Annotated in this window: 20 protein-coding genes; 10 read left to right on the top strand and 10 right to left on the bottom strand. The window is 70.3% G+C overall.

Going from position 1 to position 23,204, the window contains the following annotated elements; translation table 11 throughout:
• Positions 1-150: 150 nt before the first annotated feature.
• Positions 151-816 (bottom strand): hypothetical protein, encoded by a 666-nt coding sequence (locus AB0B86_RS15325; RefSeq protein WP_357418314.1) that lies wholly within the window; start codon positions 814-816, stop codon positions 151-153.
• 566 nt (positions 817-1,382) lie between these two features.
• On the opposite strand from AB0B86_RS15325, the gene AB0B86_RS15330 reads away from it, so the two are divergent.
• The 5 genes from AB0B86_RS15330 to AB0B86_RS15350 all read left to right on the top strand — a co-directional run bounded on the left by AB0B86_RS15330 (position 1,383) and on the right by AB0B86_RS15350 (position 10,280).
• Entirely contained in the window at positions 1,383-4,079 is a 2,697-nt protein-coding gene (locus tag AB0B86_RS15330) for a ricin-type beta-trefoil lectin domain protein (protein ID WP_357407742.1), read from the top strand.
• 291 nt (positions 4,080-4,370) lie between these two features.
• Complete coding sequence (locus AB0B86_RS15335) at positions 4,371-6,590, top strand: choice-of-anchor J domain-containing protein (RefSeq protein ID WP_357418315.1); 2,220 nt, start codon at positions 4,371-4,373, stop codon at positions 6,588-6,590.
• Between the two features lie 132 nt (positions 6,591-6,722).
• A complete protein-coding gene (locus AB0B86_RS15340; protein WP_357407746.1) occupies positions 6,723-7,019 on the top strand; it encodes a DUF6582 domain-containing protein in 297 nt (98 codons plus the stop codon).
• A 56-nt stretch (positions 7,020-7,075) separates the two neighbouring features.
• Positions 7,076-8,281: an FUSC family protein gene (locus AB0B86_RS15345; RefSeq protein ID WP_357407748.1), complete on the top strand. Its 1,206-nt coding sequence runs from the start codon at positions 7,076-7,078 to the stop codon at positions 8,279-8,281.
• 169 nt (positions 8,282-8,450) lie between these two features.
• Positions 8,451-10,280, top strand: coding sequence for a glycoside hydrolase family 15 protein (locus AB0B86_RS15350; RefSeq protein WP_357407910.1), 1,830 nt, complete (start codon positions 8,451-8,453; stop codon positions 10,278-10,280).
• 10 nt (positions 10,281-10,290) lie between these two features.
• Here AB0B86_RS15350 and AB0B86_RS15355 read toward each other — a convergent pair whose 3' ends face one another.
• Positions 10,291-11,106: a DUF72 domain-containing protein gene (locus AB0B86_RS15355; protein ID WP_357407911.1), complete on the bottom strand. Its 816-nt coding sequence runs from the start codon at positions 11,104-11,106 to the stop codon at positions 10,291-10,293.
• 153 nt (positions 11,107-11,259) lie between these two features.
• Between AB0B86_RS15355 and AB0B86_RS15360 the strand changes: the two genes are divergently transcribed.
• Positions 11,260-11,988 carry a Clp protease N-terminal domain-containing protein gene (locus AB0B86_RS15360; protein WP_357407750.1) on the top strand — a complete coding sequence of 243 codons (729 nt, stop codon included), beginning with the start codon at positions 11,260-11,262 and terminating at the stop codon, positions 11,986-11,988.
• Between the two features lie 10 nt (positions 11,989-11,998).
• Here AB0B86_RS15360 and AB0B86_RS15365 read toward each other — a convergent pair whose 3' ends face one another.
• Positions 11,999-12,517: a hypothetical protein gene (locus tag AB0B86_RS15365; protein WP_357407752.1), complete on the bottom strand. Its 519-nt coding sequence runs from the start codon at positions 12,515-12,517 to the stop codon at positions 11,999-12,001.
• 131 nt (positions 12,518-12,648) lie between these two features.
• Positions 12,649-12,843, bottom strand: coding sequence for a DNA repair protein (locus AB0B86_RS15370; protein ID WP_357407754.1), 195 nt, complete (start codon positions 12,841-12,843; stop codon positions 12,649-12,651).
• Positions 12,844-12,996: 153 nt separating this feature from the next.
• Here AB0B86_RS15370 and AB0B86_RS15375 point away from each other — a divergent pair, with 153 nt between their 5' ends.
• Positions 12,997-13,659: a GNAT family N-acetyltransferase gene (locus AB0B86_RS15375; protein WP_357407914.1), complete on the top strand. Its 663-nt coding sequence runs from the start codon at positions 12,997-12,999 to the stop codon at positions 13,657-13,659.
• A gap of 276 nt (positions 13,660-13,935) precedes the next feature.
• Here AB0B86_RS15375 and AB0B86_RS15380 read toward each other — a convergent pair whose 3' ends face one another.
• Positions 13,936-15,390, bottom strand: a complete 1,455-nt coding sequence (locus AB0B86_RS15380; protein WP_357407756.1) for a glycoside hydrolase family 3 N-terminal domain-containing protein — start codon at positions 15,388-15,390, stop codon at positions 13,936-13,938.
• Between the two features lie 169 nt (positions 15,391-15,559).
• Between AB0B86_RS15380 and AB0B86_RS15385 the strand changes: the two genes are divergently transcribed.
• On the top strand, positions 15,560-16,735 hold the full coding sequence (locus tag AB0B86_RS15385; RefSeq protein WP_357407758.1) for an ROK family transcriptional regulator: 1,176 nt from the start codon (positions 15,560-15,562) through the stop codon (positions 16,733-16,735).
• A 159-nt stretch (positions 16,736-16,894) separates the two neighbouring features.
• Here the strand turns inward: AB0B86_RS15385 and AB0B86_RS15390 are convergent, their stop codons facing one another.
• Entirely contained in the window at positions 16,895-17,905 is a 1,011-nt protein-coding gene (locus AB0B86_RS15390; protein ID WP_357407760.1) for an ABC transporter permease subunit, read from the bottom strand.
• Entirely contained in the window at positions 17,902-18,909 is a 1,008-nt protein-coding gene (locus AB0B86_RS15395; RefSeq protein ID WP_357407762.1) for an ATP-binding cassette domain-containing protein, read from the bottom strand. Before AB0B86_RS15395 ends, AB0B86_RS15390 begins: the two co-directional genes overlap by 4 nt.
• A 129-nt stretch (positions 18,910-19,038) precedes the next feature.
• On the opposite strand from AB0B86_RS15395, the gene AB0B86_RS15400 reads away from it, so the two are divergent.
• Positions 19,039-19,869: an ABC transporter ATP-binding protein gene (locus tag AB0B86_RS15400; protein WP_357407764.1), complete on the top strand. Its 831-nt coding sequence runs from the start codon at positions 19,039-19,041 to the stop codon at positions 19,867-19,869.
• A 25-nt stretch (positions 19,870-19,894) separates the two neighbouring features.
• On the top strand, positions 19,895-20,791 hold the full coding sequence (locus AB0B86_RS15405) for a ribokinase (RefSeq protein WP_357418318.1): 897 nt from the start codon (positions 19,895-19,897) through the stop codon (positions 20,789-20,791).
• A 119-nt stretch (positions 20,792-20,910) separates the two neighbouring features.
• Here AB0B86_RS15405 and AB0B86_RS15410 read toward each other — a convergent pair whose 3' ends face one another.
• The 3 genes from AB0B86_RS15410 to AB0B86_RS15420 form a co-directional block, all read right to left on the bottom strand.
• Positions 20,911-21,639: a hypothetical protein gene (locus AB0B86_RS15410; RefSeq protein WP_357418319.1), complete on the bottom strand. Its 729-nt coding sequence runs from the start codon at positions 21,637-21,639 to the stop codon at positions 20,911-20,913.
• 61 nt (positions 21,640-21,700) lie between these two features.
• Positions 21,701-22,180, bottom strand: a complete 480-nt coding sequence (locus AB0B86_RS15415) for a DUF6232 family protein (RefSeq protein WP_357407770.1) — start codon at positions 22,178-22,180, stop codon at positions 21,701-21,703.
• A gap of 506 nt (positions 22,181-22,686) precedes the next feature.
• Complete coding sequence (locus AB0B86_RS15420; protein ID WP_357418321.1) at positions 22,687-23,166, bottom strand: DUF6232 family protein; 480 nt, start codon at positions 23,164-23,166, stop codon at positions 22,687-22,689.
• Positions 23,167-23,204: the final 38 nt, after the last annotated feature.

Genomic DNA, 23,204 nt, shown 5'->3' on the forward strand with positions numbered 1-23,204 from the left:
TGACCGAACGCTCCGTTCTGAGGTCTCCTCCTCGTGAACAAGACGGCACCTCGTTCAGGGTCTGAGGTCCCTGGGTGGTAGCAGCCCGCAGCGTCGGCGTCAGGTACGGCGACCAGGCCCTGTAGCAGCAGCGCATGAGCGCATCCTCGGCTAACGCGGTGGTGAGACGTACAACCCGGTGTTGCAACCCATCTCGCCCGGTTCCAGCCACTCCCGGTCGTACCCCGGTTGTTTGATGGCTCCGTCGGCGGTGCGGACCAGCAGGACGCACTCCCGCTCGGCGGGCACGGCCAGCACGGCGACCAGGGCGTTCTGGTGGGTGGTCGTGTCGACGGTGACGTGCTTCTCGGGGAAGGCGGCCCGCACGGCGGCCGCGAGGGTGTCGGGCGTGGCGGTGCGCAGCACCGCGGTGAGTCGTTCGACAGCGTCCTTGGGCATGTCCGGGTACGGCTTGGCCGTGGGCACCGGAGGGGTCACCACGGACGGGCAGTCGATCTCCTTGAATGATGCGGAGCGATAGAGTTTCAGCAGGTACCTGTAGCACCGGGTGGCCTGGCCGGCGGAGTTGCCGGGAGCGCCGAAGTTCCCGTGACTCTCCTCGACCCGCACGGTGATCCGGACGTCGATGATGGCCTGCTCGTCCCCGAAGACCCGGCCTGACCAGGCCAGCGGCTCACGTTGGACGCCCGGCGGGTCGGCGCTTGTCGGTTCGAGGATGGCGGTCGCGGCGATGTACTCGGCATCCCGCACCCGGTTCGGCGTACCGAGCTTCTCGTTGAGGTTTCTCGCCTCGGCCGCGGCCTGATTCCGTGCCATCGAGTCGCCGTCGCCGTACTGCGCGCAGCCGGCCGACAGCAGGCAGAGCGCCACCACAATTGCACTGGCCAGTGGCGAGGCGATGGCGCGACGACGGGTGCCGGCAGGTCGTCGAGGCGTTGTCCGTCGCCGGCCACGCGGCCGTAGCGGGAAAGCCGCAGTGCCTCGATCGACGTGGTCGGTCGTTGGGTGGGGATGAGCCATGGCGTCGAGCATGCCGACCGACGGTAGCGGCAGGATGAGTGCTCGTACTCATCCTGCTTGGACCGTCCCGGATGCGGTCCGGTCCTCGGCGCGGATTCATCGGACGATGCAGGCAGGCCGTGGAGTGGGCGTCGGACGATCTGCCCGGTACGGGGGACTTTGCGTATTGACCACTCTTAATTGCTGTTGCATTCGTCACACGTTCGACATACAGTCCGGGGGAGAGCTTCGTAGCGATTGGAAAAAGAGTGCGGTCGGGCAACAGCAGCCCTCCGCCAGTCCTTAGTGGCGTCGCTGTTCCGTGCTCGTCGCTCGATACCCACATTCGGCATCCCGTCGACGGCAAGTGAAGGGAACAGTACGTGAAATCAGCCATATCCACCGCTCGAACGTCGTTGTTGGCGCTCGCGGTCTTCGTCTCGGCCGCAGTGCCGGCCGTGCTGACGAATCAGTTGCCGGCCTCGGCCGCGGTCCAGGCGACCTACTATGTCGCCCCGAACGGTAACGACGCGAACGCGGGCACGCTCGACTCCCCATTCAAGACTCTGCAACGCGCCCGGGACGTCGTTCGTACGGTGAACACGAATATGACCGGCGACATCAACGTGTTGCTGCGCGGCGGCAGTTATCCGATCAGCAGCACTGTCGAATTCGGCGCGAGTGACTCGGGCACCAACGGATTCCGGATCAGCTACGGCGCCTACCCCGGTGAGCGGCCCGTCCTCGACGGCGGTGTCCAGGTGACCGGGTGGACCCAGCACAGCGGCAACATCTGGAAGGCGCCACTGGACCGCGCCAACAAGCTGCGGGCGCTGTACGTCAATGACAAGCGGGCCGTCATGGCGACGAAGACGGTCAGCTCCGGGGGCTGCTACGGGACGTACAACATCACGGCCAACCAGGCCGCGTGGGCCTGGGAGTCGGGGTCGCAGTGTGACGGCGCGAAATACAGCCAGAGCGACTTCCCCGCCATCGCGCGCAACCAGGACGACATCGAAATCGAGACGGGCACGACCTGGACCACTGCCATCGTGGGCGTCCGCCAGGTGACCACCGACGGCGCGAACCGGGTTGCCCTGTTCCAGCAGCCGGGTGCCGCGATCGCCCAGGGCGCGTTCAACGGCAACGCCCAGGTCGGCGGCACCCACAAACTCATGAACGCCTACGAGTTCCTGGACGCACCCGGCGAGTTCTACTTCGACAAGGGCACCAAGACGGTCTACTACTACAAGGCCAGCGCCGACAACATGTCGACCGCGACGGTCTACGCACCGAACAACGTCACCACGCTGCTGCGAATCGCCGGCACCTCGACGAGCAGCCACGCCCGCAACATCACCATCTCCGGCCTGACGATCCAGCACTCCGACTGGAACCTGTTCAACGTCGCCGGCTCGTCCTTCAAGCAGGCGCAGCAGGGCAACCTCGGCGCCCAGGTGTACGCGAAGGGCAACTTCCACGTCTACTACTACCGCAACGTCGACGTCACTCCCGGCATCGTCCAGGTGCAGAACGCCGACGGGATCCTGCTTCAGCGCAACAAGATCCAACACACCGGCGCTGATGGCGTCAGCATGGTCAACGACGTGCAGAACTCACAGTTGATCGGCAACCACACGAACGATGTCGCGGGATCGGCCATCGATGTCGGCCATCCCCAGCACGTCTACATCGGAGACGGCACGTCGACCAACCGGGAGAAGTACTCCGCGCAGGTCGAGGGGCTGCCGAAGAACATCGACATCAAGAACAACTATCTGTACGACAGTGCCGTCCTGTTCAACGGGCACAGCCCCATCTCGGCGTACTTCGTCGACACCCTCACCATCCAGCGCAACCGGATCGAGAAGGCGCCGTGGTCCGGCATCACGATGGGCTGGGGCTGGTGGAACTTCGACGGGTCGTCGGGCTCGATCGTGCCCAACCGGCCGACCACGACGGCGCGGAACAACACCATCAGCTACAACCACATCATCGACACGGTGCAGCGCCTCAGTGACACCGCGCCGATCTACACGCTCGGCAGTCAGCCCGGGACGACGATCACCAACAACTACCTTCAGGGCGTGCCCTCGGGTCACAAGTACGGGCTGCACCCGGACGAGGGATCGGCGTTCATCACCTTCCGCGACAACGTGCTGAGCATCGACAAGAACGTCACCTGGATGATCAACTCGGACGACTTCGGCCGCAAGCACGACCTGAGCATCACCCAGATCTACGGTCCCATCAACAAGGTCTCGAACAAGAACCTGCCGAACAGCACTGTCGCCGACATCCTCGTCTCCTCCGACTATGTCTGGCCGGCGGCGGCGTACAGCATCGCGGCGAACTCCGGCCTTGAGGACGCGTACCGGGACATCATCCCGGCGGGCAACTTCTCCGCGCCGAACTACGTGTTGCCGGCCAGTACGTTCGTCGCCAGTGCCACGGCGTCGATCCCGATCCGGAGCACCGGCGACGCCACCAAGTCGGTCTGGCTGGCGCCGTACGGCACTACCACCTTCACCGCCGGGGCGACGATGACCAGGGCGGCCGGCACCGCCACCTCCATCGCCGTACCGGCGACCCAGGGCGAGTACCGCCTCTACGTCGTCGACGCACAGGGCAACCGGTCGGCGGAGTCGACCTCGATCGTCCGGCAGCAACAGGGTGGTGGCAGCGGTACGGGCAGCGGGCAGCTCGTGGGTAGCCAGTCCGGCCGCTGTGTCGAGGTGCCCAACTCCTCGACCACCAACGGCACCCAGACGCAACTCTGGGACTGCTCCAACGGCACGAACCAGCGTTGGACCCAGACCGCCAGCAAGCAGCTGACCGTGTACGGCAACAAGTGCCTGGACGCCTCCGGGGCCGGTACCGCCAACGGCACCCAGGTCATCATCTGGGACTGCCACGGTGGCACGAACCAGCAGTGGAACGTCAACAGCAACGGCACCATCACGAACGGTCAGTCCGGGCTCTGCCTCGATGCCAACGGCGCCGCCACCGCCAACGGCACCAAGATGATCCTCTGGTCGTGCAACGGCGGCGCGAACCAGCAGTGGACGCTGCGTAGCTGACCGATCAGACCCCGGGGCCAGGCCGACACGGGCCTGGCCCCGGGCTTTTTCTGGCCCTCCCCGGGGTGTGCGGCTCGGGTGTCCACACTGGTCGGTGTGTCACTGCTGGCCACGGCCGCGGAGCAACCGAATGTTACGGATTGTCGTTCTTCATTGGTGATATCTATCGCGCTGACGTCCCGTCGCGGGCTGCGGCCTGCCGGGACTAGCGTGACGACGGTTCGAAGATCATCGTGGGCGGCCGGCACCGGTCGCACCGCGGGAACCGGGTAATCACCCGAAGGAGGTTCCATGGCACGCACCCGCATAGCTGGGGCGCTCGCCGCCGTCCTCGTCCTACCGGCGCTCACCGTGGTGGCCGCTACCTCGCCGGCGTCGGCGCAAGCCGTCGCACCGAAGGTCGCCCCGCCGAGTGACATGCGTGAGCTCACCCGCAAGGACTTCACGCTCGACGGGCAGCCGGTCGAGACACCGTCGCGGTACCAGCCGCGCACCGGCGCGCGGAAGCAGGCGCAGTCGGTCGAGACGCCGGCGGTCGGCACTGTCCGTCAGTGGCTCGGCCTCGACGACGTCCAGGGCTCGATCTACCGCAAGGACTACACCCTGCGGGCCGTCGGTGAACACATCGAGGTCTGGGTCGCCAACGACCTGGCGTTCCCGGCCGGTGACTGCCGGGCGCAGGTGCCGTCGTCGACGCAGATCACCGACGCGCAGGTGCAGCACCTGGTCGACGCGTTCGACACGAACATGTACCCGAAGGAGACAACCGCCTTCAGCACCCCGCCGGACCGGGACGGCACCAACGCCCTGATCGGGCCGGACGCCAACGGCGGTGGTGGGGTCTACACCGGTGCCGGCAACAAGACCGTCACGCTCGTGGACAACGTGCGGGACGACAACTACTACACGTTCCCGGCCGCGCCGACGTACATCGCCGGGTTCTTCTCCGCGCAGTTCAACGAGTTGTTCGACCGCAACGTGATGACCGTCGACGCGTTCGACTGGCTGCACCGGATGACGGCGAACCCGCCGGACGAGCCGACGAACGACCTGTGCACCAGTCGGGGCGCCCGGCCGAACAGCTACGAGGGCACGTTCGCGCACGAGTGGCAGCACCTCACGCACTACTACGCGGACCCGTTCGAGGGTAACTGGATCAACGAGGGGCTCTCCGACTTCGCCATGTCGCTGACCGGGTACAGCGACTCGAAGGCGACCGTCTTCGACCGGGGCGCCGACAGTCACCTCTACTGCTACCAGGGGTTCGGCACGGTCCAGACGCCGTACAACACCAACCCGCGTGACTGCGGCGGACCGGAGAACTCCCTCACCCTGTGGGACGAGAGCCCCAACCCGAACGCGGTCCTCGCCGACTACGGCAGCGCGTACTCGATGATGTTGTTCCTGTACGACCGCTACGGGGCCGCCTTCATGTCGCGGCTGCACCGCGACGGGGAGCGGCAGGGCCTCGCGAGCCTGGACGCCGCGCTGGAGACGGTCGGGGTGCACGACGTCTACCAGGTCATCCACGACTTCCAGTCGATGACGCTGCTGGACAAGCTCGTCGGCGAGTCGAAGTTCGGCATCACCCTCGGCGTAGCCCGGAGCCGGGTCACCACGCCGAGCCTGCGCTCCACTGTCAACCTCGCCAGCACCGCGGCGAACGGTACGCCGGGGGCCGCCCCGAACGGCGCCGACTACGTGCAGCTGGGCACGGCCAAGGGCAAGGTGCTCAGCGGTCGCGACCTGCGGTCGGTGAAGTTCTGGGGCGCGCAGACGCTGCCCGCGCTCCCGCTGTCCTGGACGACCACCAGCCAGGACCCGGACCGGCCGGGCAACGCCGTGCTCTTCTCCGGCAATGCCAACAGCCTCGACTCGGTGGCTGTCACCTCCGTCGCCGTGCCGACCGCCGACCCGACGCTGCGGTTCCAGGCCAAGTACGGCGCGGAGGCCGGTTACGACTACGGCTACGTCACGGTGTCGACGGACGGCGGCGCCACGTACACCGCGATCCCCGGTGACCGGACCGTGGACGGGCCGCGCGGCCCGGCGCTCAACGGCACGACCACCGGCTTCGAGGCGCACTCGTACGACCTGTCGGCGTACGCCGGGAAGACCGTGCTGCTCGGCTTCGAATATGTGAGCGATGGCGGCACCAACGAGGGCGGCCTGCTGATCGACGACATCACCGTCGGCGGCAAGCTGGTCAGCGACGGCAGCAGCCTGGCGCCGTTCGACTCGCCTACCGAGATCCGGCCGATCCGGGTCAGCAACTGGAACCTGCGGCTCATCGGCATCGACGAGAAGCACTCGATCGCCTGGCAGTTCGAGTCCAACGGGCGCTCCGAGGTCACCATTGGCAAGCTTGAGCTGGCCGTGCTGGACGCCTTCCCGAAGGTCGTCGCCGTGGTGGCGTACGACGAGCCGACCGAGCAGGTGCGGCAGTACGCGCCGTACCAGCTCACCGTGAACGGTGTGGTGCAGCCCGGGGGTAGCGGCTCGCTGAGCTGATCTCCACCCAGGTCGCGGGGCACCCGGCGTCGACATCGACGGCGGGTGCCCCGCCCGCGCCGCCAGGTCGACGGGCCCGGAAATTGTCGGCGGGGGAGGTGCTGGCGCTCGACGTGCGGGTAAAGCGGGGTGATGAAGTCGACCTGGAAACCCCACGAGAAGCACGGCGGCCTGTCGAGCAAGGACAAGCGCGAGCTGCCGGAGACCGTCTTCGCGTTCCCCAAGGAGCGCAAGGAACCCATGACCGACGCGGGTCACGTCCGTAACGCCATCGCCCGGTTCGACCAGGTGCAGGGCGTCACCGACGCGGACCGGGAACTGGCCTTCCAGAACATCCTCGCCGCCGCCAAGCACTACGGCGTCGAGGTCGCGGAGACCGACTGGCGGCAGCTCGGCAAACTCCCGCACACCCCCAATCCCGCCCACTGACCGGGCCACCCACCCGGTTCGCGGATAGGTACGCCGTCGGCGGGTAAGCGGCGCGAATGCCCGCGAAGCAGGAGCCGACGGCCCACCCCGGCCCGGAACCGAACGGGGTGTCCCGACGGTTGGCCGGCCTGCGCGAGCGGGCTTGGCGCACGGTACGCATCCGCGCCTGGCGGTTGCGCCTGTTCGGGCTGCTCGCCGTGCAGGCCGGCGTCGCGGCGTCAGTCGCCTGGTTCGTGGGGTACCAGTTCCTGGACAATCCGACCCCGGTCCTCGCGCCCACCACGGCGGTCGGCATCGTGGCCGCCTCGATGGGGTCACGGGTGCGGCGCACCATCGAGCTGCTGGTCGGGGTGGTCCTCGGGCTTGCCGTCGGTGACCTGCTCATGCCGCTGTTCGGCATCGGCGCCTGGCAGACCGGTGTGGTCGTCGTGCTGGCGATCATCGTCGCCGTGCTGCTCAAGGGTGGTGGATCACTGCTCACCCAGGCCGGAGGCACGGCGGTGCTCATCGCCACCCTGGAACCACCCGTGCGTGATCTGTCCATCCCCCGCTTCGTCGACGCCGCGGTCGGCGGGTTGGTCGGGTTGGTGGTCGGCCTGCTGTTGGTGCCCATCCACCCGCGGCGGACGGTGCGGCGGCTGGCCGAACCGATCATCGACCCGACACTCGCCATCCTGCACGACCTGGCCACGGCGCTGCGTCGTCGGGACCTTGGGGTTGCCGAGCAGAGTTTGGGCAAGCTACGGACTCTTGGACCGCGGATGACCGCGCTGGACGAGGGTCTCGGGGCTGCCCAGGAAGTGGCGCGACTGGCACCGACACGGTGGCACGAACGTCGGTCAGTGGACTTCTACTCCGAGGCCGTCCGACATATGGAGCGCAGCTTCTACGCCTTTCGGGCCATCGCGCGCAGACTCGTCAAAGCGCTCCGGGATGAGGAGCCGCTGCCGGAGGAGTTCGCCACGGCCGTCGACCTGCTGGCCACCAGCATCCAGACCCTGAGATGCGCCATCCGCGCAAAGGCCGAGCCGAAGGTTGCGCGCCAGCAGATCCTGACGGCCGTCGAGCTGATCGGAAAGGCCCAGGGGGGCGCCGCGCCAGATCCCACCCGCCCGCACACCCACCGGCTGGGCTACTCGGGAATGATCGCCACGGGTGATTTCCGCACCGCCGCCCAGGACCTCCTCATCGCCAGCGGGTTGGAGACCGACAGGGCGGCAGCGCTGGTGCGGCAGACGGCGGACCGGGAAGAGTGGGACTGAGCCGACAAGCGGCGCCCGCGTGGGAGCCGGCCACGTCAGGTCGGCTTGAGCGAGGCCAGCACGGAAAGGTGGTGCGCGCCACCGAGTGGTTTCGACGGTGTCGGGGCGTGTACGCACCCCGGTTCCCGGGTAGTCGCCGCCGTCGCGACGACTGATGGCGGGGGAGAGCGTGGAGAGCTACCCGGCGGTCGAGAACCACGGGCTGATCGGTGACCTGCAGACCGCGGCGCTGATCAGCACGGATGGGACAGTCGACTGGTTCTGTGCGCCGCGTTTCGACTCGCCGAGCGTCTTCGCCGCGCTGCTGGACCGTCGCAGGGGCGGCCACTTCCAGCTGTCGCCCGACGGCGTCGACTACACGAGCAAGCAGCTCTACCTGCCCGGTACGCCGATCCTGATCACCCGTTTCCACAGCGCCGACGGCGTGGGCGAGCTGTTGGACTTCATGCCCGTCACCGGCGAACGCGCCACCGACCAGCACCGCCTGATCCGACTGGTCCGAATGGTCCGGGGCAGCATGCGCTTCCGCTTCGACTGCCGCCCACGGTTCAACTACGGGCGCGACCCGTACGAGCTGGAGGTGCACCCCGAGGGCGACGTCTTCCGGAGTCGGACGCTCACCCTCACCCTCGCCGCCTTCAAGAACGTGGAACGGATCTTCAACGCGACGGACATCCGACGTGACACCGAGGGCGTGTCCGCGTCGTTCACGCTTCGCCACGGCGACATCGGCGGGGTCACCCTGGAGACGGCCTCCCCACACGCGCCCCGAGCGCTCAGCACCGACGAGGCGTGCGAACTGCTCGCCGAGACCCGCGACTACTGGCGGCGGTGGGCGGGCGGTTCCCGCTACACGGGTCGCTGGCGGGAGATGGTCGAGCGGTCGGCGATGACCATCAAACTGATGACGTACGCGCCGACCGGCGCCCTGGTCGCCGCGCCCACCGCGGGCCTACCGGAGCAGATCGGCGGGCAGCGCAACTGGGACTACCGCTTCACCTGGATCCGGGACGCGTCCTTCTCGGTGCACGCGTTGCTGAGCCTGGGCTTCACCGAGGAGGCCCAGAAGTATCTGCTCTGGTTGGACGCCCGTATTCGTGCGGCCCGCGACGGCGACATCCCCCTCCAGGTGATGTACCGGATCGACGGCTCACCGGACCTGTCGGAGGAGGTGCTGGATCACCTGGAGGGGTACTGCGGTTCGGCCCCGGTGCGGATCGGAAACGGTGCGGCGGGCCAACTGCAACTCGACATCTACGGGGAGGCGCTCCTCTCGTTGGAACTCGCCGACCGCAACGGGCTGATCCCGCCGTACGAGGGTTGGCGCAAGACGACAGGGCTGATGGACTGGCTCTGTGCGCACTGGGACCAACCCGAGGACGGCATCTGGGAGACCCGGTCCGGCCGTCAGGACTTCACCTACGGGCGGGTGTTGTCCTGGGTCGCACTCGACAGTGCAATCCGCATCGCGCAGCGCAGGGGGCGCCCCGGTGACACCGCCCGCTGGGCTGCCGAACGCGACGCGATCTACGAGCAGGTCATGACCCGTGGGTTCAGCCAGCAGCGGCGCGCGTTCGTGCAGCACTACCGGTCGGAGATCCTGGATGCTTCGCTCCTGGCGATGCCCGGGCTGAACTTCATCTCACCTACCGACCCGATGTGGGAGTCGACGCTGAAGGCGATGGACGCCGAACTCGTCTCCGACAGCCTGGTCTACCGCTACGACCCGAGGGCCTCGCCGGACGGCCTGGCCGGCACCGAGGGCACCTTCAACATGTGCACCTTCTGGTACGTCCAGGCGCTCGCCCAGGCCGGTCGACTCGATGACGCACGGTTGACCTTCGAGAAGATGCTCACCTACGCCAGCCCGCTCGGGCTGTACTCGGAGGAGATCGCCCCGACCGGTGCGCAGATCGGCAACTTCCCGCAGGCGTTCAGCCACCTGTCGCTGATCAGCACCGCCGCCCACCTGGACGGCCTCCTCGACGAGCGGCGCTGAGCACCCCGGGTCAGAAGAGGGTGAGGGGCTCGACCGGTATCGGTTCGGGCAGCGCGTCGAGTGCGGGTACGCGGGCCCGTACCTCGTCGTGGAATCGGCGGGCGAGCACCGGCGCGTCGGCGTTGTCCGGGGTGTGGATGAACACCGTCGGCGAGCGCCCCTCGCGGAGCCAGGTGACAGTGGTGTCGACCCAGCGCTGCCACCCCTCGACGGTGCGCACCGGGTCGTCGCGGCCGAGGTAGCGCACGATCGGCCGGTCGGTGAGCGCCACCGTTCGGCGCGGCACGCGTGGTTTCTTGGTCCAGGCGTCCCGCTCGGCGTCGCTGCTGGGTGGGCTCGCGAAGAAGGCGGTGGTGTCGAACGGGATCCACTCGGCGGACGCGACGTCGAGGGTCGCCTCCAGCAGCCGGGCCGCGTCGGCGTCGGTGAAGAACGCGGGATGGCGGACCTCCACCGCGTACCGGTGTGACTGCGGGAGTTGACCGAGGAAGCGGCGCAGGGTCGGGACGTCGGCGGGGGCGAACGAGCCGGGCAACTGGATCCAGAGGGCGTGTACGCGCGGGCCGAGCGGTTCGATCGCGTCCAGGAAGGCGTGCAGCGGTTCGCCGACGGCGGTGAGCCGGCGTTCGTGGGTGATCACCTTCGGAAGCTTGAGGACGAACCGGAAGTCGGAATCCGTCTGCGCGGCCCACGACGACACGGTGTCCCGGGCCGGGGTCGCGTAGAACGTCGTGTTGCCCTCCACGGCGTCACACCAGCTGGCGTAGTGCCGCAGGCGCTCCGCCGGTGGCAGCGGGTGTCCCGGCCACGACCGGTGGCTCCACATCGCGCACCCCACGTGCAGACGCATGCCCGCCCTTCCCGCCGGTGACCCCGCGCTTCGACCGGAGCCCACCGTAGCGGGCCACCGCGCCCACCAACCGCCGACCGTCGTCAACTCGTGGTTGACGAAGTCAGGTCGTCAACCTATGGTTGACGCATGACAGAACCTCTTCCGATGAGCAACACCGTCAAGCTCGACGACCTGATCCAGGCCATCAAGAAGGCACACACCGACGCGCTCGACCAGCTCACCGACGCGGTCATCGCCGCCGATCACCTCGGCGAGGTCGCCGACCACCTGATCGGGCACTTCGTCGACCAGGCCCGCCGCTCGGGCGCCTCCTGGACCGACATCGGCCGCAGTATGGGGGTCACCAAGCAGGCGGCCCAGAAGCGCTTCGTGCCGAAGGCGACAGATGGCACGCCGCTCGACCTGAACGAATCCTTCGGGCGGTTCACGCCCCGGGCCCGCAATGTGGTGATTTCCTCCCAGGAGGAGGCCCGCGCCAGCGGAAACGCCGAGATCCGCCCCGAGCACCTGGTGCTGGGCCTGCTGGCCGAGCCGGAGGGGCTGGCGGCCAGGGTGATGGCCGGCCGGGGTGCCACCGCCGAGGCCGTGCGGGAGGCGGTCGCCGCCGTCCTCCCGCCGCCGGCCGCGCAGGTCCCGGACCTCATCCCGTACGACGCGCGCGGCAGGAAGGCGCTGGAGTTGACCTTCCGGGAGGCGCTGCGCCTCGGGCACAACTACATCGGCACCGAACACCTCCTGCTCGCCCTGCTGGAGCAGGAGGACGGCACCGGCGTGCTGACCGATCTCGGCCTGGACAAGGCGACGGTCGAGGCCGACCTGGCCGCCGCGCTCGCCGCCTTCACCGCGCCGCAGTGAGGACCCGACGTCAGGGTGCCTCGGGGAAGCCGTAACGCAGGGCGTGCTCCGGATCGGTCGGATCGATCTGGCGCACGCCCGCGTCGGCGAGGCGCTTGTTGACCTCGTCAAGTTGCTCGCGCACCAGTCGGGCCTCCTCCTCGGTGACCCGGCCGCGGTGTGGCTTGCCGGCGTGCTCGAGCGTGCTGTAGTCGATCTTCTCGGCGCTCTTGCGGGCCTTCGGCGGGCGGACCCGCTCGGCCGTCCGCAGCAACCGCGCCATCGGTACGTCGGTGGCCATCGCGTCGAACTCGCTCGCCGTCAACACCACTCGACGCGGCTCGCCGCCACCGTGCCGGTCGTGGATCTCCACCACCGCCACGTCCAGGGCGGCGTCGTCGATGTTCTCCACCTCGCCCGGGGTGGCGTCCAACTGCACGGGCCCGGCGACCAGGTCCGGGTGCTCCAGCACGACGACGCGCACCACCTCGTCGTCCTGCTGCAGAACCGTGCCGGTGAAGTCGGAGACGTGGATCGTCTTCTTGCCCATGCGCGGAGCTTCTCCTGTCGTAGGCCGGGATGCCGGACCACAAGAAATTACCCGACAGGTGTGCGAAAGCCCGCGCTGGACCTCCCCGGTGTGTCGCCACCCGACGCACCGCGGGCACCCGGGCCGGCGGGTCAGTGCGTGTTCGGCCGGTGCCGGCTGGAACTGCCGGCGGCCAGGTTGTTCAGCCCCGCCCAGGACAGGACGCTCCCGCCGATTCGGCGGGGATTCCGGTAACGGGGCTGCGGCGGGATGCCGCGTGCGGTCTGCGCCGCGTGCCAGCGCGACTCGGGGTCCTGCTGATAGCGATGGTACGGCTCATTCGGCATGGCCCTACCGTTGCAAACAAAGGTGTCCAGGTAAGGAAATACCTATGACGGTCGATCGGTGCGTCCGGTCGAGGTGTCCCGACCGATCGTCCGCCCGGCCGGCCCAGCCGGCGTACGGTGATCCACGACGGGTGGACCGACGGGGAGGTGGACATGCTCGACCGGCGGGTCCATCTGCATCTGGCCACCTGGCTCGGCCAGTGGCCAGCCGGAGCGGGGCTGCACGTGGTCGCCTCGCACCGGCGGGCCGCACCGGCCTGGGACGGCAGGCTGCGCCCCGCGCTCGCCGTGGACACCGGGCGCAGTGGCGTGCTCTCCGTCGCGCCGGACCGGGTGGCGGCGATCCGCTCGCTGCTCCGGCGTACCCCGGACCGGTTGCTCGCCGCGCTGCCGCAGGCCGTGGGGCTGCCCGACTGGTGCGTGCACGACGGCTCCTTCCGGTGGAGTGTGTCCCCCGCGCCGCTTCCCGACGTGGGGGAGTGGACCCCGCCGACGGCTCCCGGGCTGCCGCCCTGGCTGCGGCTCTTCGACCGGCCGGTGCTCGTGGTCCGCGACCCGGACGGCGACTACCTGGCCGGTGTCGGGATCAAACGGCACGACGCGTACGGGCACGAGTTGGCCGTCGGCACCGCACCGGTGGCCCGGGGTCGCGGCCTGGCCCGCCAACTCGTGGCACAGGCGGCCCGGCGGGTCCTCGACGAGGGGGCGGTGCCGACCTACCTGCACGAGCGGGACAACGTCGCCTCGGCCCGGGTCGCCGACGCGGCCGGGTTTCCGGATCGGGGCTGGCGGGCGTACGGGGTCTATCCGCGCTGAGCGGCGCCGGGCGCGGGCGGACCGTGGATCCCGGGCCGGATCCACGGTCCGCAACCTCCCCCCCAGGCCCCGGTTTCGGAATGCCGACCCACCTCGGGCCGGCACGTGTCGATCACGCTACGTATCGAATTGGCGTGGGGCAAGGTGTGAGCTGTCGGTTCGGAGTGTCGAAAAGTGGACTTGACCTGCGGTTGAGCTGATTGAGGGTGTCGGCCGGCTCGGTAACGTAGCGTGCACCATCGTGACCTGTCGGGACCGGTGGCCGCCGTGAGACGCTCAGCGGGCCAGCCCGAGCGCCTCGGCGGCCGCGCGGCCGTTGGCGTGGCTCGCGCCGTAGGTGGTGACGAAGGCGCGTACGCCCGCGGGGCGCCACTGTGCCGGCCACCCCATCTCCACCACTGTCACCGGATGCTCGGCGGCCAGCCCGGCGACCAGTTCCGGGCCGCCGGGCAGGCGGTGCAGGTGCCGCCCCACCAGCACGATGGGACGGTCCCCGGCCAACCCGCGCAGCGTCGCCGGGTCGGTCTCGGTGGCGATCACGCGGATTTCCGGGACCCCGTCGAGGTGGGGGCCGAGTCCCCACGGCACCCGCCCCTCGGCGATCGTCGATTCGGTGTGCAGCTGCACCACGAGCGGGCGGTCCAGGCCGGTGAGCTCCCCGTCCACCCGGACCGCGCGCCGCGCTGCCGCGTACCCCAACTCGGTGTCCCCGGCCGTCGACGACCCGGCGGCGGCCCGGGTCCAGGCGGCGAGCTCGGCGGCGCGACCGGCGGCCTGCTCGACCCGGGCCATCGCCAGCCGGCCGTCGGCGAGGGCGTCGACGATCTCGGCGGCCACCCGCTCGACAAGGTCGGCGTCGACCCGCGCGCCGATGCAGAGCAGGTCGGCGCCGGCCGCCAGGGCACGGACCGCGGCCGGGCCGACCCCGCCGGCAGCCAGGGCGGCCCCCTTCATCTCCAGCGCGTCGGTGATGATGGTGCCGGTGAAGCCGAGGTCGGCGCGGAGCAGGTCGACAAGGACGGCCCGGCTGAAGGTGGCCGGATCGGCGCCGGTGAGCGACGGCACCCGGATGTGCGCGGTCATCACGGCGCGGGCCCCGGCGGCGACGACCGCCCCGAACGGCGGCAGGTCCCGTTGGCGGAGCAGGCTCAGCGATGCGTCCACTGTGGGCAGTTCGTGGTGGGAGTCGGCGACTGTGGCGCCGTGGCCGGGGAAGTGCTTCGCGCAGGCGGCCACACCGGCGGCCTGCAACCCGGTCACGGCGGCGGCCGAGTGGGCGGCCACCCGCACCGGTTCCGCGCCGAAGGACCGGGTGCCGATCACCGGGTTCTCGTCGGCGGTGTTGACGTCCACCGTCGGGGCGAGGTTGACGGTGATGCCCAGCGCCGCCAGTTCGGCGCCGATCGACTGGTAGACCCGGCGGGTGAGCGCCACGTCGCCGATCGCGCCGAGGGCGGCGTTTCCGGGGTACGGGCTGCCGGTGGAGTGCGCCAGCCGGGTCACGTCACCGCCCTCCTCGTCGATGGCGATCAGGGCGTCCGGTCGACCGGAGCGCAGCGCGGCGGTGCTCGCTGCCACCTGGGCCGGGTCGTGCACGTTGGTGCCGAACAGGGTGTGCCCGGCCAGGCCGTCGGCCAGCAGGTCGATCGCCCAGTCCGGCGGGACCGGTCCCGGGTACGCGGCGAGCAACGTGCCGAGCGCCAGCCGGCGCAGTCCTGGATCCAGCCCCACGCGATCTCCCCCTTCGGTGCCCCTGCGGGTACGAAACGTCGTACCGGTGGTGGTGCCCGCCCTGCCGAATCGGCGGAGCGTCCCACCTCCGGGTGGCCGATACGCTACGGCTACCCGTTCGCAGGTCGGTTTACAGTTAGCAAAGTTTACTAAAACTAGAGGACGTGTCATGAGTGCGACCCGGCTGCCCGGCACCCCCCGTCTGTTGCGGGCGCTCAACGACCGTGCGGCACTGGAACTGCTCCTCGAACGCGGTCCACTCACCCGGGCCCGGCTCGGCGAGCTGACCGGGCTGTCGAAGGTCACCGCCTCCCAACTCGTCGAGCGGTTGGAGGAGCGCGGTCTCGTCACGCGGGTCGGCGAGCAGGCCGGCGGGCGGGGGCCGAACGCCCAGCTCTACGCGGTCAGCCCTGGCAGCGCGCACGTGGTGGGCGTGGACGTCGGGCCGGACCGCGTGGTGGCCGCCTGTGCCGACATCACCGGCTCGGTCATCGGCCGGGTGGAGCAGTCGACCCGGGACACCGACGACCCGGTGGGCGTCGTGCACAACGCGGTGGTGCGGGCCGCCAGCAGCGCCCAGGCGCAGCTCAGCAGCGTACGACGGATCGTGCTCGGCACCCCGGGCCTGGTCGATCCGGGCACCGGCGACATCACGTTCGCCTTCAACCTGCCGCGCTGGCACAGCGGTCTGCTCGCCGCGCTGCGCGACGACCTGCGCACCCCTGTGGTCTTCGAGAACGACGTCAACCTGGCCGCCGTGGCCGAGGCGCAGTCCGGCGCCGCGCAGGGGTTGGCGGACTTCGTGCTGGTCTGGGTGGGCGCGGGCGTGGGCCTGGCGATCATGTTGGGTGGGCGGTTGCACCACGGCAGCACTGGTGCGGCCGGTGAGATCGGCTATCTGCCGGTGCCCGGCACGCCCATCCCACGCGACGTCTCCCGCCGCGCCAAGCCCGCCTTCCAGCAGTTGGTCGGTGCGGATTCGGTCCGGGAACTGGCCCGTGAACACGGCTACCCGGACACCGACGCCGCCGGGGCGGTGCGCGCGGCAGTCGCGGCCGGCGCCGACGGCGGCCCGATGCTCGACGAGTTGGCGCGTCGGCTCGCGCTCGGTGTGGCAAGCACCTGCGTGGTGCTCGACCCGCCGCTTGTCGTGCTCGCCGGCGAGGTGGGCCAGGCCGGCGGCGCCGCACTCGCCGAACGGGTGCAGCACGAGGTGGCCGCGATCACCCTGGTTCAGCCGCGCGTCGTGCCGACCGGGCTGACCGAGGAGCCGATCCTGCACGGCGCGCTGCGCACCGCCCTGGACGCCGTGCGCGACGAGGTCTTCGGCTCCACCGTCGGCTGAGCCCGCTGCGCCGGTCATGTGAAGGAATATTTCACCGGTGCTTGAAAGGTTGCAAGCTCTTGTCGTGCTGCCACGGCGCCCGGAGAGCGCTCGGGTCGCCGGGGCACGGCTCGCCACCGGGCCGCCCGCGGCTGGGCGGGCGGCCCGGTGGACCGCGACTCAGAGCAGGTCGCGGCGACGGAACACGGCGAACGCCGCAGCGGTCAGGCCGCCGGTCAGCACGAGCAACACCGCCAGGGCCGGGCCCCAGGTCAGGCTGTAGGTGCCGTCGCAGAAGCCGGTGTCGGAGGAACACCGCTGCGGATCCCAGAACTCGCCCTTGCCGGTGAGCCACGCCGCGATGTAGCTGGAGAGCATGTACTGGTCCGGCCGGCGGGCATCAACGATTTCCAGGACCAGTCGCGCCCCCAACTCCCACACCACCAGGTACGCGGCAGCCGCCCCCAGCGCCGCCGAGGTGTGCCGACCCAGCGTGGCGATCGAGAAGCCAAGCGCCGTGGCCAGCAACACAAGCACCAGGCCACGGCCGTGTACCGCACCGAGGGACGCCCAGAAATCGCCGTCCAACTGGCTGGGCAACCCGGCGGTCTGCCCGATCACCCAGAACGTGGCGAGGTAGGCCACCGAGGCCAGCAGCGCCAGGACCAGCACCGTACCGAGCAGGGTGCCCAACTTGGCCCCGAGCACCGTCAACCGGCGTGGCCGCCAGAGCAGCAGGTTCACCACACCGCCGGAGTTCAGGTCAGCGCCGATGTAGGAGGCACCGACCAGGAAACCGAACAGCACCAGGAACGCGATGAGGAAGTAGAGCAGCGGCCGCGCCTCCTGGGCGAAGCTGAACACCCCCGGCAGGAAGTCGGCGACGATCGGCAAGCGCTCCTGACGCACCGGGTCGATTTCGGAGCAGTCGGCGGGCAGGTACCGTCCGCTGTCCTCACCCGGGAACGACCCGCTCTGCCGGGCCAGGCACTCCTGGTAGGCAGCCTCCATGCTCTGCCGCCGCTCGGCGGCCTGCTCCCGCGCCGAGTTCAGCTCGCTGGCACTCGGCTTGTGCGAGCCGGCCAGGGTGGTCGCCGCCGTCACGGCGAACGCCAACGCCAACAGGACGACCATGAGCTGCACGAAGCGACGACCGGAGAGCCGCTCCACCTCGGCACGAACCAGGTTCACGCGTCCACTCCCCGATCGAGGTCAATCACAGCTTCGCCCCGCTCGCCGTCCGGCGGCGCCGAGCCGTCGACCTGCCGGGGCACCGACGGCGACTGGTACCCGCCGGTCAGTTCCAGGAAGACGCTCTCCAGATCCGGCCGCAGCGGCGTCAGCTCGCCCACCCACAGCCCCTGCTCGCCGAGCACCCGACTGACCTCCGTCGGGTCACTCACGCCACTCACCACGAGCGCCTCGCCGTCGACGACCGCCGTCAGCCCGGCCGCGTGCAGCAGCTCGACAGCGCGCTCCCGCTCGGCCACCCGCACCAGGAACTCGTGCCGGTCGTGGCCCGCCAGCACCTCGTCCACCCGACCGGCCGCCACCCGGCGCCCGCGCGAAATGATCGTGACGTGGTCGCAGATCAACTGGATCTCACCCAGGATGTGACTGGACACCAACACGGTCACGCCGTTGGCCGCCAGCGACCGCATCAGGTCACGCATCTCCCGGATGCCCGCCGGGTCCAGCCCGTTCGCCGGCTCGTCCAGGATCAGCAACCGTGGGTCCTTCAGCAGCGCGGACGCCACCGCGAGGCGCTGCTTCATGCCGAGCGAGTAGCCCTTCACCCGCTCGTCGGCCCGGTCACGCAGACCCACCAGGTCCAGCGTCTCGTCCACCCGCGAGACCGGCACCCCACCGGCCCTGGCCAACAGGCGCAGCGTGCGGTACCCGGTGAAGTTGCCGAAGAACTGCGGGCTCTCGACGATCGCGCCGACCTGTCCCGCCACCCGGGGCAGCAGCTCCGGCGACGGTTCACCGAGCACTGTCATCCGCCCACCGTCGGCGCGGACCAGCCCGAGCAGGGCCCGCAGGGTGGTGGTCTTGCCAGAACCGTTCGGGCCCAGGAAGCCGTGCACCTGACCGGCCTCGACCAGCAGGTCGAACCCGTCCACCGCCACCCGCCGGCCGTTGCGCAGGCTGCGGAAGGTCTTGCGCAGACCCTCGATCTCGATGACCGCGCTCATCCGCGCGGCTCCGAATCTTGCCGGTACATCAGCGTCCTCAGGGTTGGTGATCAACGACACGGCGCTTCACCCTATGGCCGGGGCGCTGCCCGTGGGGGGCGCTGCGCCCTTGCGTGGTTGGATGGTGCCGTGACTGGTGACCTGATCCCTGGCGCTGCCGGCGCCGTGCCTGTGGACCCGGATCTGGTGGTCAGCCTGGACGGCGTCGGGGTACGCCGCTCCGGCACCGCCCTCCTGCAGGACCTGACCTGGCGCGTCGAGTTGGACGAGCGCTGGGTGGTGCTCGGCTCCAACGGTGCCGGCAAGACCACACTGCTCAACCTGGCCGCGGGTCGGCTGCACCCCAGCACCGGTGTCGCGCACGTGCTCGGCGAGCGGATCGGCCGCACCGACGTCAACGAGCTGCGTACCCGGATCGGGCTCACCACCGCCGCGCTCGCCGAACGGCTCCCCGCCGACGAGCGGGTCAGCGACGTGGTGGTGACCGCCGCCTGGTCGGTGGTCGGCCGCTGGCGGGAAAACTACGACCCGGGCGACGAGGCGCGGGCGCGCGCACTGCTCAGCCAACTGGGCGTCGGTGGGCTCGCCGAGCGCCGCTACGGCACCCTCTCCGAGGGTGAGCGCAAGCGGGTGCAGATCGCCCGCGCCCTGATGACCGACCCGGAGCTGTTGCTGCTCGACGAGCCCGCCGCCGGGCTCGACCTGGGCGGTCGGGAAGACCTGGTCGCCCGACTCGCCGAGCTGGCGTACGACCCGGACGCCCCGGCGATGGTGCTTGTCACCCACCACGTGGAGGAGATCCCGCCCGGGTTCACCCACGCGTTGCTGCTGCGCGAGGGCGGGGTGGTCGCCCAGGGTCTGCTCGCCGAGACGCTCACCGGCGACAACCTCTCCAAGACGTTCGGCCTGCCGCTGGTGGTCGAACGCCGGGGCGACCGCTACACCGCCCGGGCCGCCTGAGCGCCAGGACAGGGCGGAGACGACAGTGCCGCAGACCCGCGTTGCCGTGGTGGGCAGCGCCAACATGGACCTTGTCGCGATGGCACCCGCGTTGCCGCGACCGGGCGAGACCACGCTCGGCACCGACTTCGTGATGGTGCCCGGCGGTAAGGGCGCCAACCAGGCCGTCGCCGCGGTCCGGGCCGGCGCCACCTGCGCCTTCCTCGGCGCGATCGGCTCGGACGCCTTCGGCGTCACCCTCAAGGCCCGCATCACCGCGGCCGGGGTGGACACCAGCCAGCTGCGCGTTGTCTACGGCACCTCCGGGGTCGCGCTGGTGATGGTCAACGCCCAGGGGGAGAACGCCATCATGGTGACCCCCGGCGCCAACGACGCGCTCGTCGGCCTCAGCGAGGAGGAGTTGGCCACGGTACGCGCGGCTGACGTCCTGGTCGCCCAACTGGAGATCCCGGTGCAGACCGTGACGGCCGCCGCGGTGGCCGCCCGCGCCGCCGGCACCCGGGTCATCCTGAACGCCGCACCGGCCCGCGACCTCCCGGCCGACCTGCTCGCCGCCGTGGACGTCCTCGTCGTCAACGAGGGCGAGGCGCAGACGCTCACCGGCCGTGGCCGGGAGGATCCCCGGGCGTTGCTCGCCCTGACCCCCCGGGCCGTGCTCACTCTCGGCGGGGAGGGCGCCCGGTACGTCGACCGGGACGGCACCGACGTGCACGTGCCGGCGGTACGTGTCGACGTGGTCGACTCCACCGCCGCCGGTGACGCGTTCACCGCCGCGCTTGCCGTCGGCTGGGGTGAGGGACGCGACATTGTCGACGCGGTGCGGTGGGCCTCGGCGGCCGGCGCGGCCTGCGTACGCAAGCTCGGCGCCTCGGTGGCGCTACCGAGCCGCGCCGAGATCGACGAGCTGTACGCGCCGGTCTGACCCACCCGCGTCACGCCGGCCGGCCCGCGCCCGTCCGGAAGGCCCGGCGGTGCGCCGACGGTGAGGTCAGCACGACCCGGCCGAAGTGGTGTCGGAAGATCGCGCGGGCGGGCGAGGCCTCAGCTCACGGGTTCGTCGGCGAGCTTCTCGCCGCGTCGCCGCAGCATGCCCAGCCCGGGAATGCCAGCCACGGCGAGCTTGAGGTCGCGGGTCACGTCCAGCAGGTCGTGCAGGTCGGGCCCGACCCGGTCCAGGGTGGCCAGGATCGGCAGGATGTCGGCAGTCAGGTGCTCCTTGAGCTTGGGCAACTCGTCGACCAGGTGGATCGCCGCGCTGATCTCCTCGTGACTCAGCTCCTCGACGAACCGCCCGGCCATCGGCGCGGCCCGGCGCAGCGCCGGCTCGTACGCCGCAAGCAACTCAGCGGCCGTGGCGGCGGCCTCCGCCGCGGTGCCCACGGTGCCGGCGGCCTGGCCCGCCACCCGATCGGCCTCGGCCACCACCGTGCTCGCCGCCCGGGACACCCGGTCGGCCTCGGCCACCACCACGGCGGCGGCGGTGGCCACCTCGGTGGCGGTGTCGATGGCGGTGGTCGCGGCGGCGCTGATGACTGCCACCTCGCGAACCGCCGCCTCAGCGTCGGTGAGCACCTGATCGGTCCGGTCCAGTGTCGTCTCGATCCGGTCCACCACGCCGTTGATCCGGGCCAGCAGGGCCTCCACCCCGTCCAGCACCGCGAACGCGCGGGCGGGCACGGCGGCCATCGAGGTGGCCGAGCCGAGCGCCTGGTCGAGAGCGGAGCGGGTCAGACCGACCACGGCTGCCGGGGTGGGGAGGGGAATCGCCATGGGGTCAAGTGTGCGTCGGCCGCGCCGCAACCGCTCGACCGTCTCAGCTCAGCGCCGACCGTCAATGCTCACTCTGCTGCTCGACGGCACGCTGCACGGCCCGGTAGATCTGCCCGAACCGCAGCGCGTCCGGGGTGCGCACCAGCAGATCCTCCCGGCCGTGGTGCTGCACCCACAACTCGTGCACGTGGCTGCCGCGCTCGTAGGAGCGGTCCAGCCAGCCGAGCGGGATCTCCAGGAACGGCAGCGCCACCAACGCCCCCACCGCGCAGGCGGCGAGGATGATCAGCGCCAACTGCCAGTTACCCCGGTCCTGTGCCGACCAGGCCAGGGACAGCACGCAGACCACGGCGACCAGCGGCGGCAACGACAGCAGCAGGACCAGGACACCGCGACCGAGTACGCGACCGCGTACGGCGAGGGTCTTCTGCCCGCGCGCGTGCCAGACGAACGTCACGTCGGACAGCGCGATCACGTGACCACCGGCCCGGATCGACTCGGAGGTAACCTGCACCGCGTCGTCCCGGTAATAGAGGGCCATCACTAAGCCTAACCACCGACGGGCAACCCCGCGCCTCGTCGGACCCCGCTCAGTCGGCCTCTGTTCACCCGGCCTCCGCCGCGGCGGGTTTCGACGGAGGCCGCCCAAGGGCGAATGTCGGTGCAGCGCCCTTTGGAGCTGAATCGCTTGTGACATCGCGCGGTGCCCTCTCGGCGCAGCGGCAACGAGGGCTTCGGTCGAGGCGACGGGGAGTTGCAGCCGATTCGTTTGCGGCATCAGCTCCAAAGGCAGTCTCGGAACATCGCTGTCCGCTGCGGGCTGTCCGTTTTGCGGCCCGTCCCCTCGCTGTCGCTGTCCGTTGCCGCTGTCCGTTGCCGCTGTCCGTTGCCGCCGTCGGCGGCGCTGGTGAGCGTGGTCGCTCCGCGGGTGGCACCGGGCCGGGCCGGGGTGGGTTGGTGCGGTCCGGTGCGTTGGGGTGCGGTGGGTGGGGGTGGGTTGGGGCGAGGTGCGGTGGGGTGGGGCGAGGTGTGTGGAGGCCAGGGTGATTAGCGGCGGATGGCGGGGCGGGCCGGTTGGCTCTGCTCGACCGCGCGCTGCACCGCCCGGTAGATCTGCCCAAAGCGCAACGCGTCGCCGGTGCGCAGCAACCGCACCGGCTGGCCGCGCCAGCGGGCCCAGATCTCCAGTTGGCGGCTGCCCCGGGTGTACGAGCGGTCCAGGTGCTCGAAGAGGAAATCGGCGACCGGCCCGACGGCCAAGCCGACCAGCACCGACGCGCCGACGATCGCGATCGTCACGGTGGGTGAGCGGTGCAGCCAGACGGCTACGCCGATGCCGAGCACCGCGGCGACCAGCGGCCCGGCGAGCGCCGCACCGATCGCGCCGCGCCCCACCAGGACGCGCCAGGAACGGCTGCCGCGCCGGTGCCAGATCATTGTGATGTCGGTGAGCGCGTAGCTGCGGCCGTCGGCTCGGAGGGTGGTGGAGGTGACCTGCACCGACCTGTCGTCGTAATACGTGACCATTGTTGGACTCCCGCCCATCGGGCTGACACCACACTACT

The organism is Micromonospora sp. NPDC049047 (genome assembly GCF_040649135.1).
Classification (GTDB): domain Bacteria; phylum Actinomycetota; class Actinomycetes; order Mycobacteriales; family Micromonosporaceae; genus Micromonospora.

Coding starts and splice junctions, on each gene's coding strand:
- AB0B86_RS15365 (WP_357407752.1), bottom strand. CDS start 12,517: ATGGGCAAGAAGACGATCCACGTCTCCGACTTCACCGGCACGGTTCTG.
- AB0B86_RS15335 (WP_357418315.1), top strand. CDS start 4,371: ATGGCACGCACCCGCATAGCTGGGGCGCTCGCCGCCGTCCTCGTCCTA.
- AB0B86_RS15360 (WP_357407750.1), top strand. CDS start 11,260: ATGACAGAACCTCTTCCGATGAGCAACACCGTCAAGCTCGACGACCTG.
- AB0B86_RS15345 (WP_357407748.1), top strand. CDS start 7,076: ATGCCCGCGAAGCAGGAGCCGACGGCCCACCCCGGCCCGGAACCGAAC.
- AB0B86_RS15410 (WP_357418319.1), bottom strand. CDS start 21,639: ATGGCGATTCCCCTCCCCACCCCGGCAGCCGTGGTCGGTCTGACCCGC.
- AB0B86_RS15325 (WP_357418314.1), bottom strand. CDS start 816: ATGGCACGGAATCAGGCCGCGGCCGAGGCGAGAAACCTCAACGAGAAG.
- AB0B86_RS15420 (WP_357418321.1), bottom strand. CDS start 23,166: ATGGTCACGTATTACGACGACAGGTCGGTGCAGGTCACCTCCACCACC.
- AB0B86_RS15395 (WP_357407762.1), bottom strand. CDS start 18,909: ATGAGCGCGGTCATCGAGATCGAGGGTCTGCGCAAGACCTTCCGCAGC.
- AB0B86_RS15370 (WP_357407754.1), bottom strand. CDS start 12,843: ATGCCGAATGAGCCGTACCATCGCTATCAGCAGGACCCCGAGTCGCGC.
- AB0B86_RS15415 (WP_357407770.1), bottom strand. CDS start 22,180: ATGGCCCTCTATTACCGGGACGACGCGGTGCAGGTTACCTCCGAGTCG.
- AB0B86_RS15340 (WP_357407746.1), top strand. CDS start 6,723: ATGAAGTCGACCTGGAAACCCCACGAGAAGCACGGCGGCCTGTCGAGC.
- AB0B86_RS15385 (WP_357407758.1), top strand. CDS start 15,560: ATGAGTGCGACCCGGCTGCCCGGCACCCCCCGTCTGTTGCGGGCGCTC.
- AB0B86_RS15355 (WP_357407911.1), bottom strand. CDS start 11,106: ATGTGGAGCCACCGGTCGTGGCCGGGACACCCGCTGCCACCGGCGGAG.
- AB0B86_RS15375 (WP_357407914.1), top strand. CDS start 12,997: ATGCTCGACCGGCGGGTCCATCTGCATCTGGCCACCTGGCTCGGCCAG.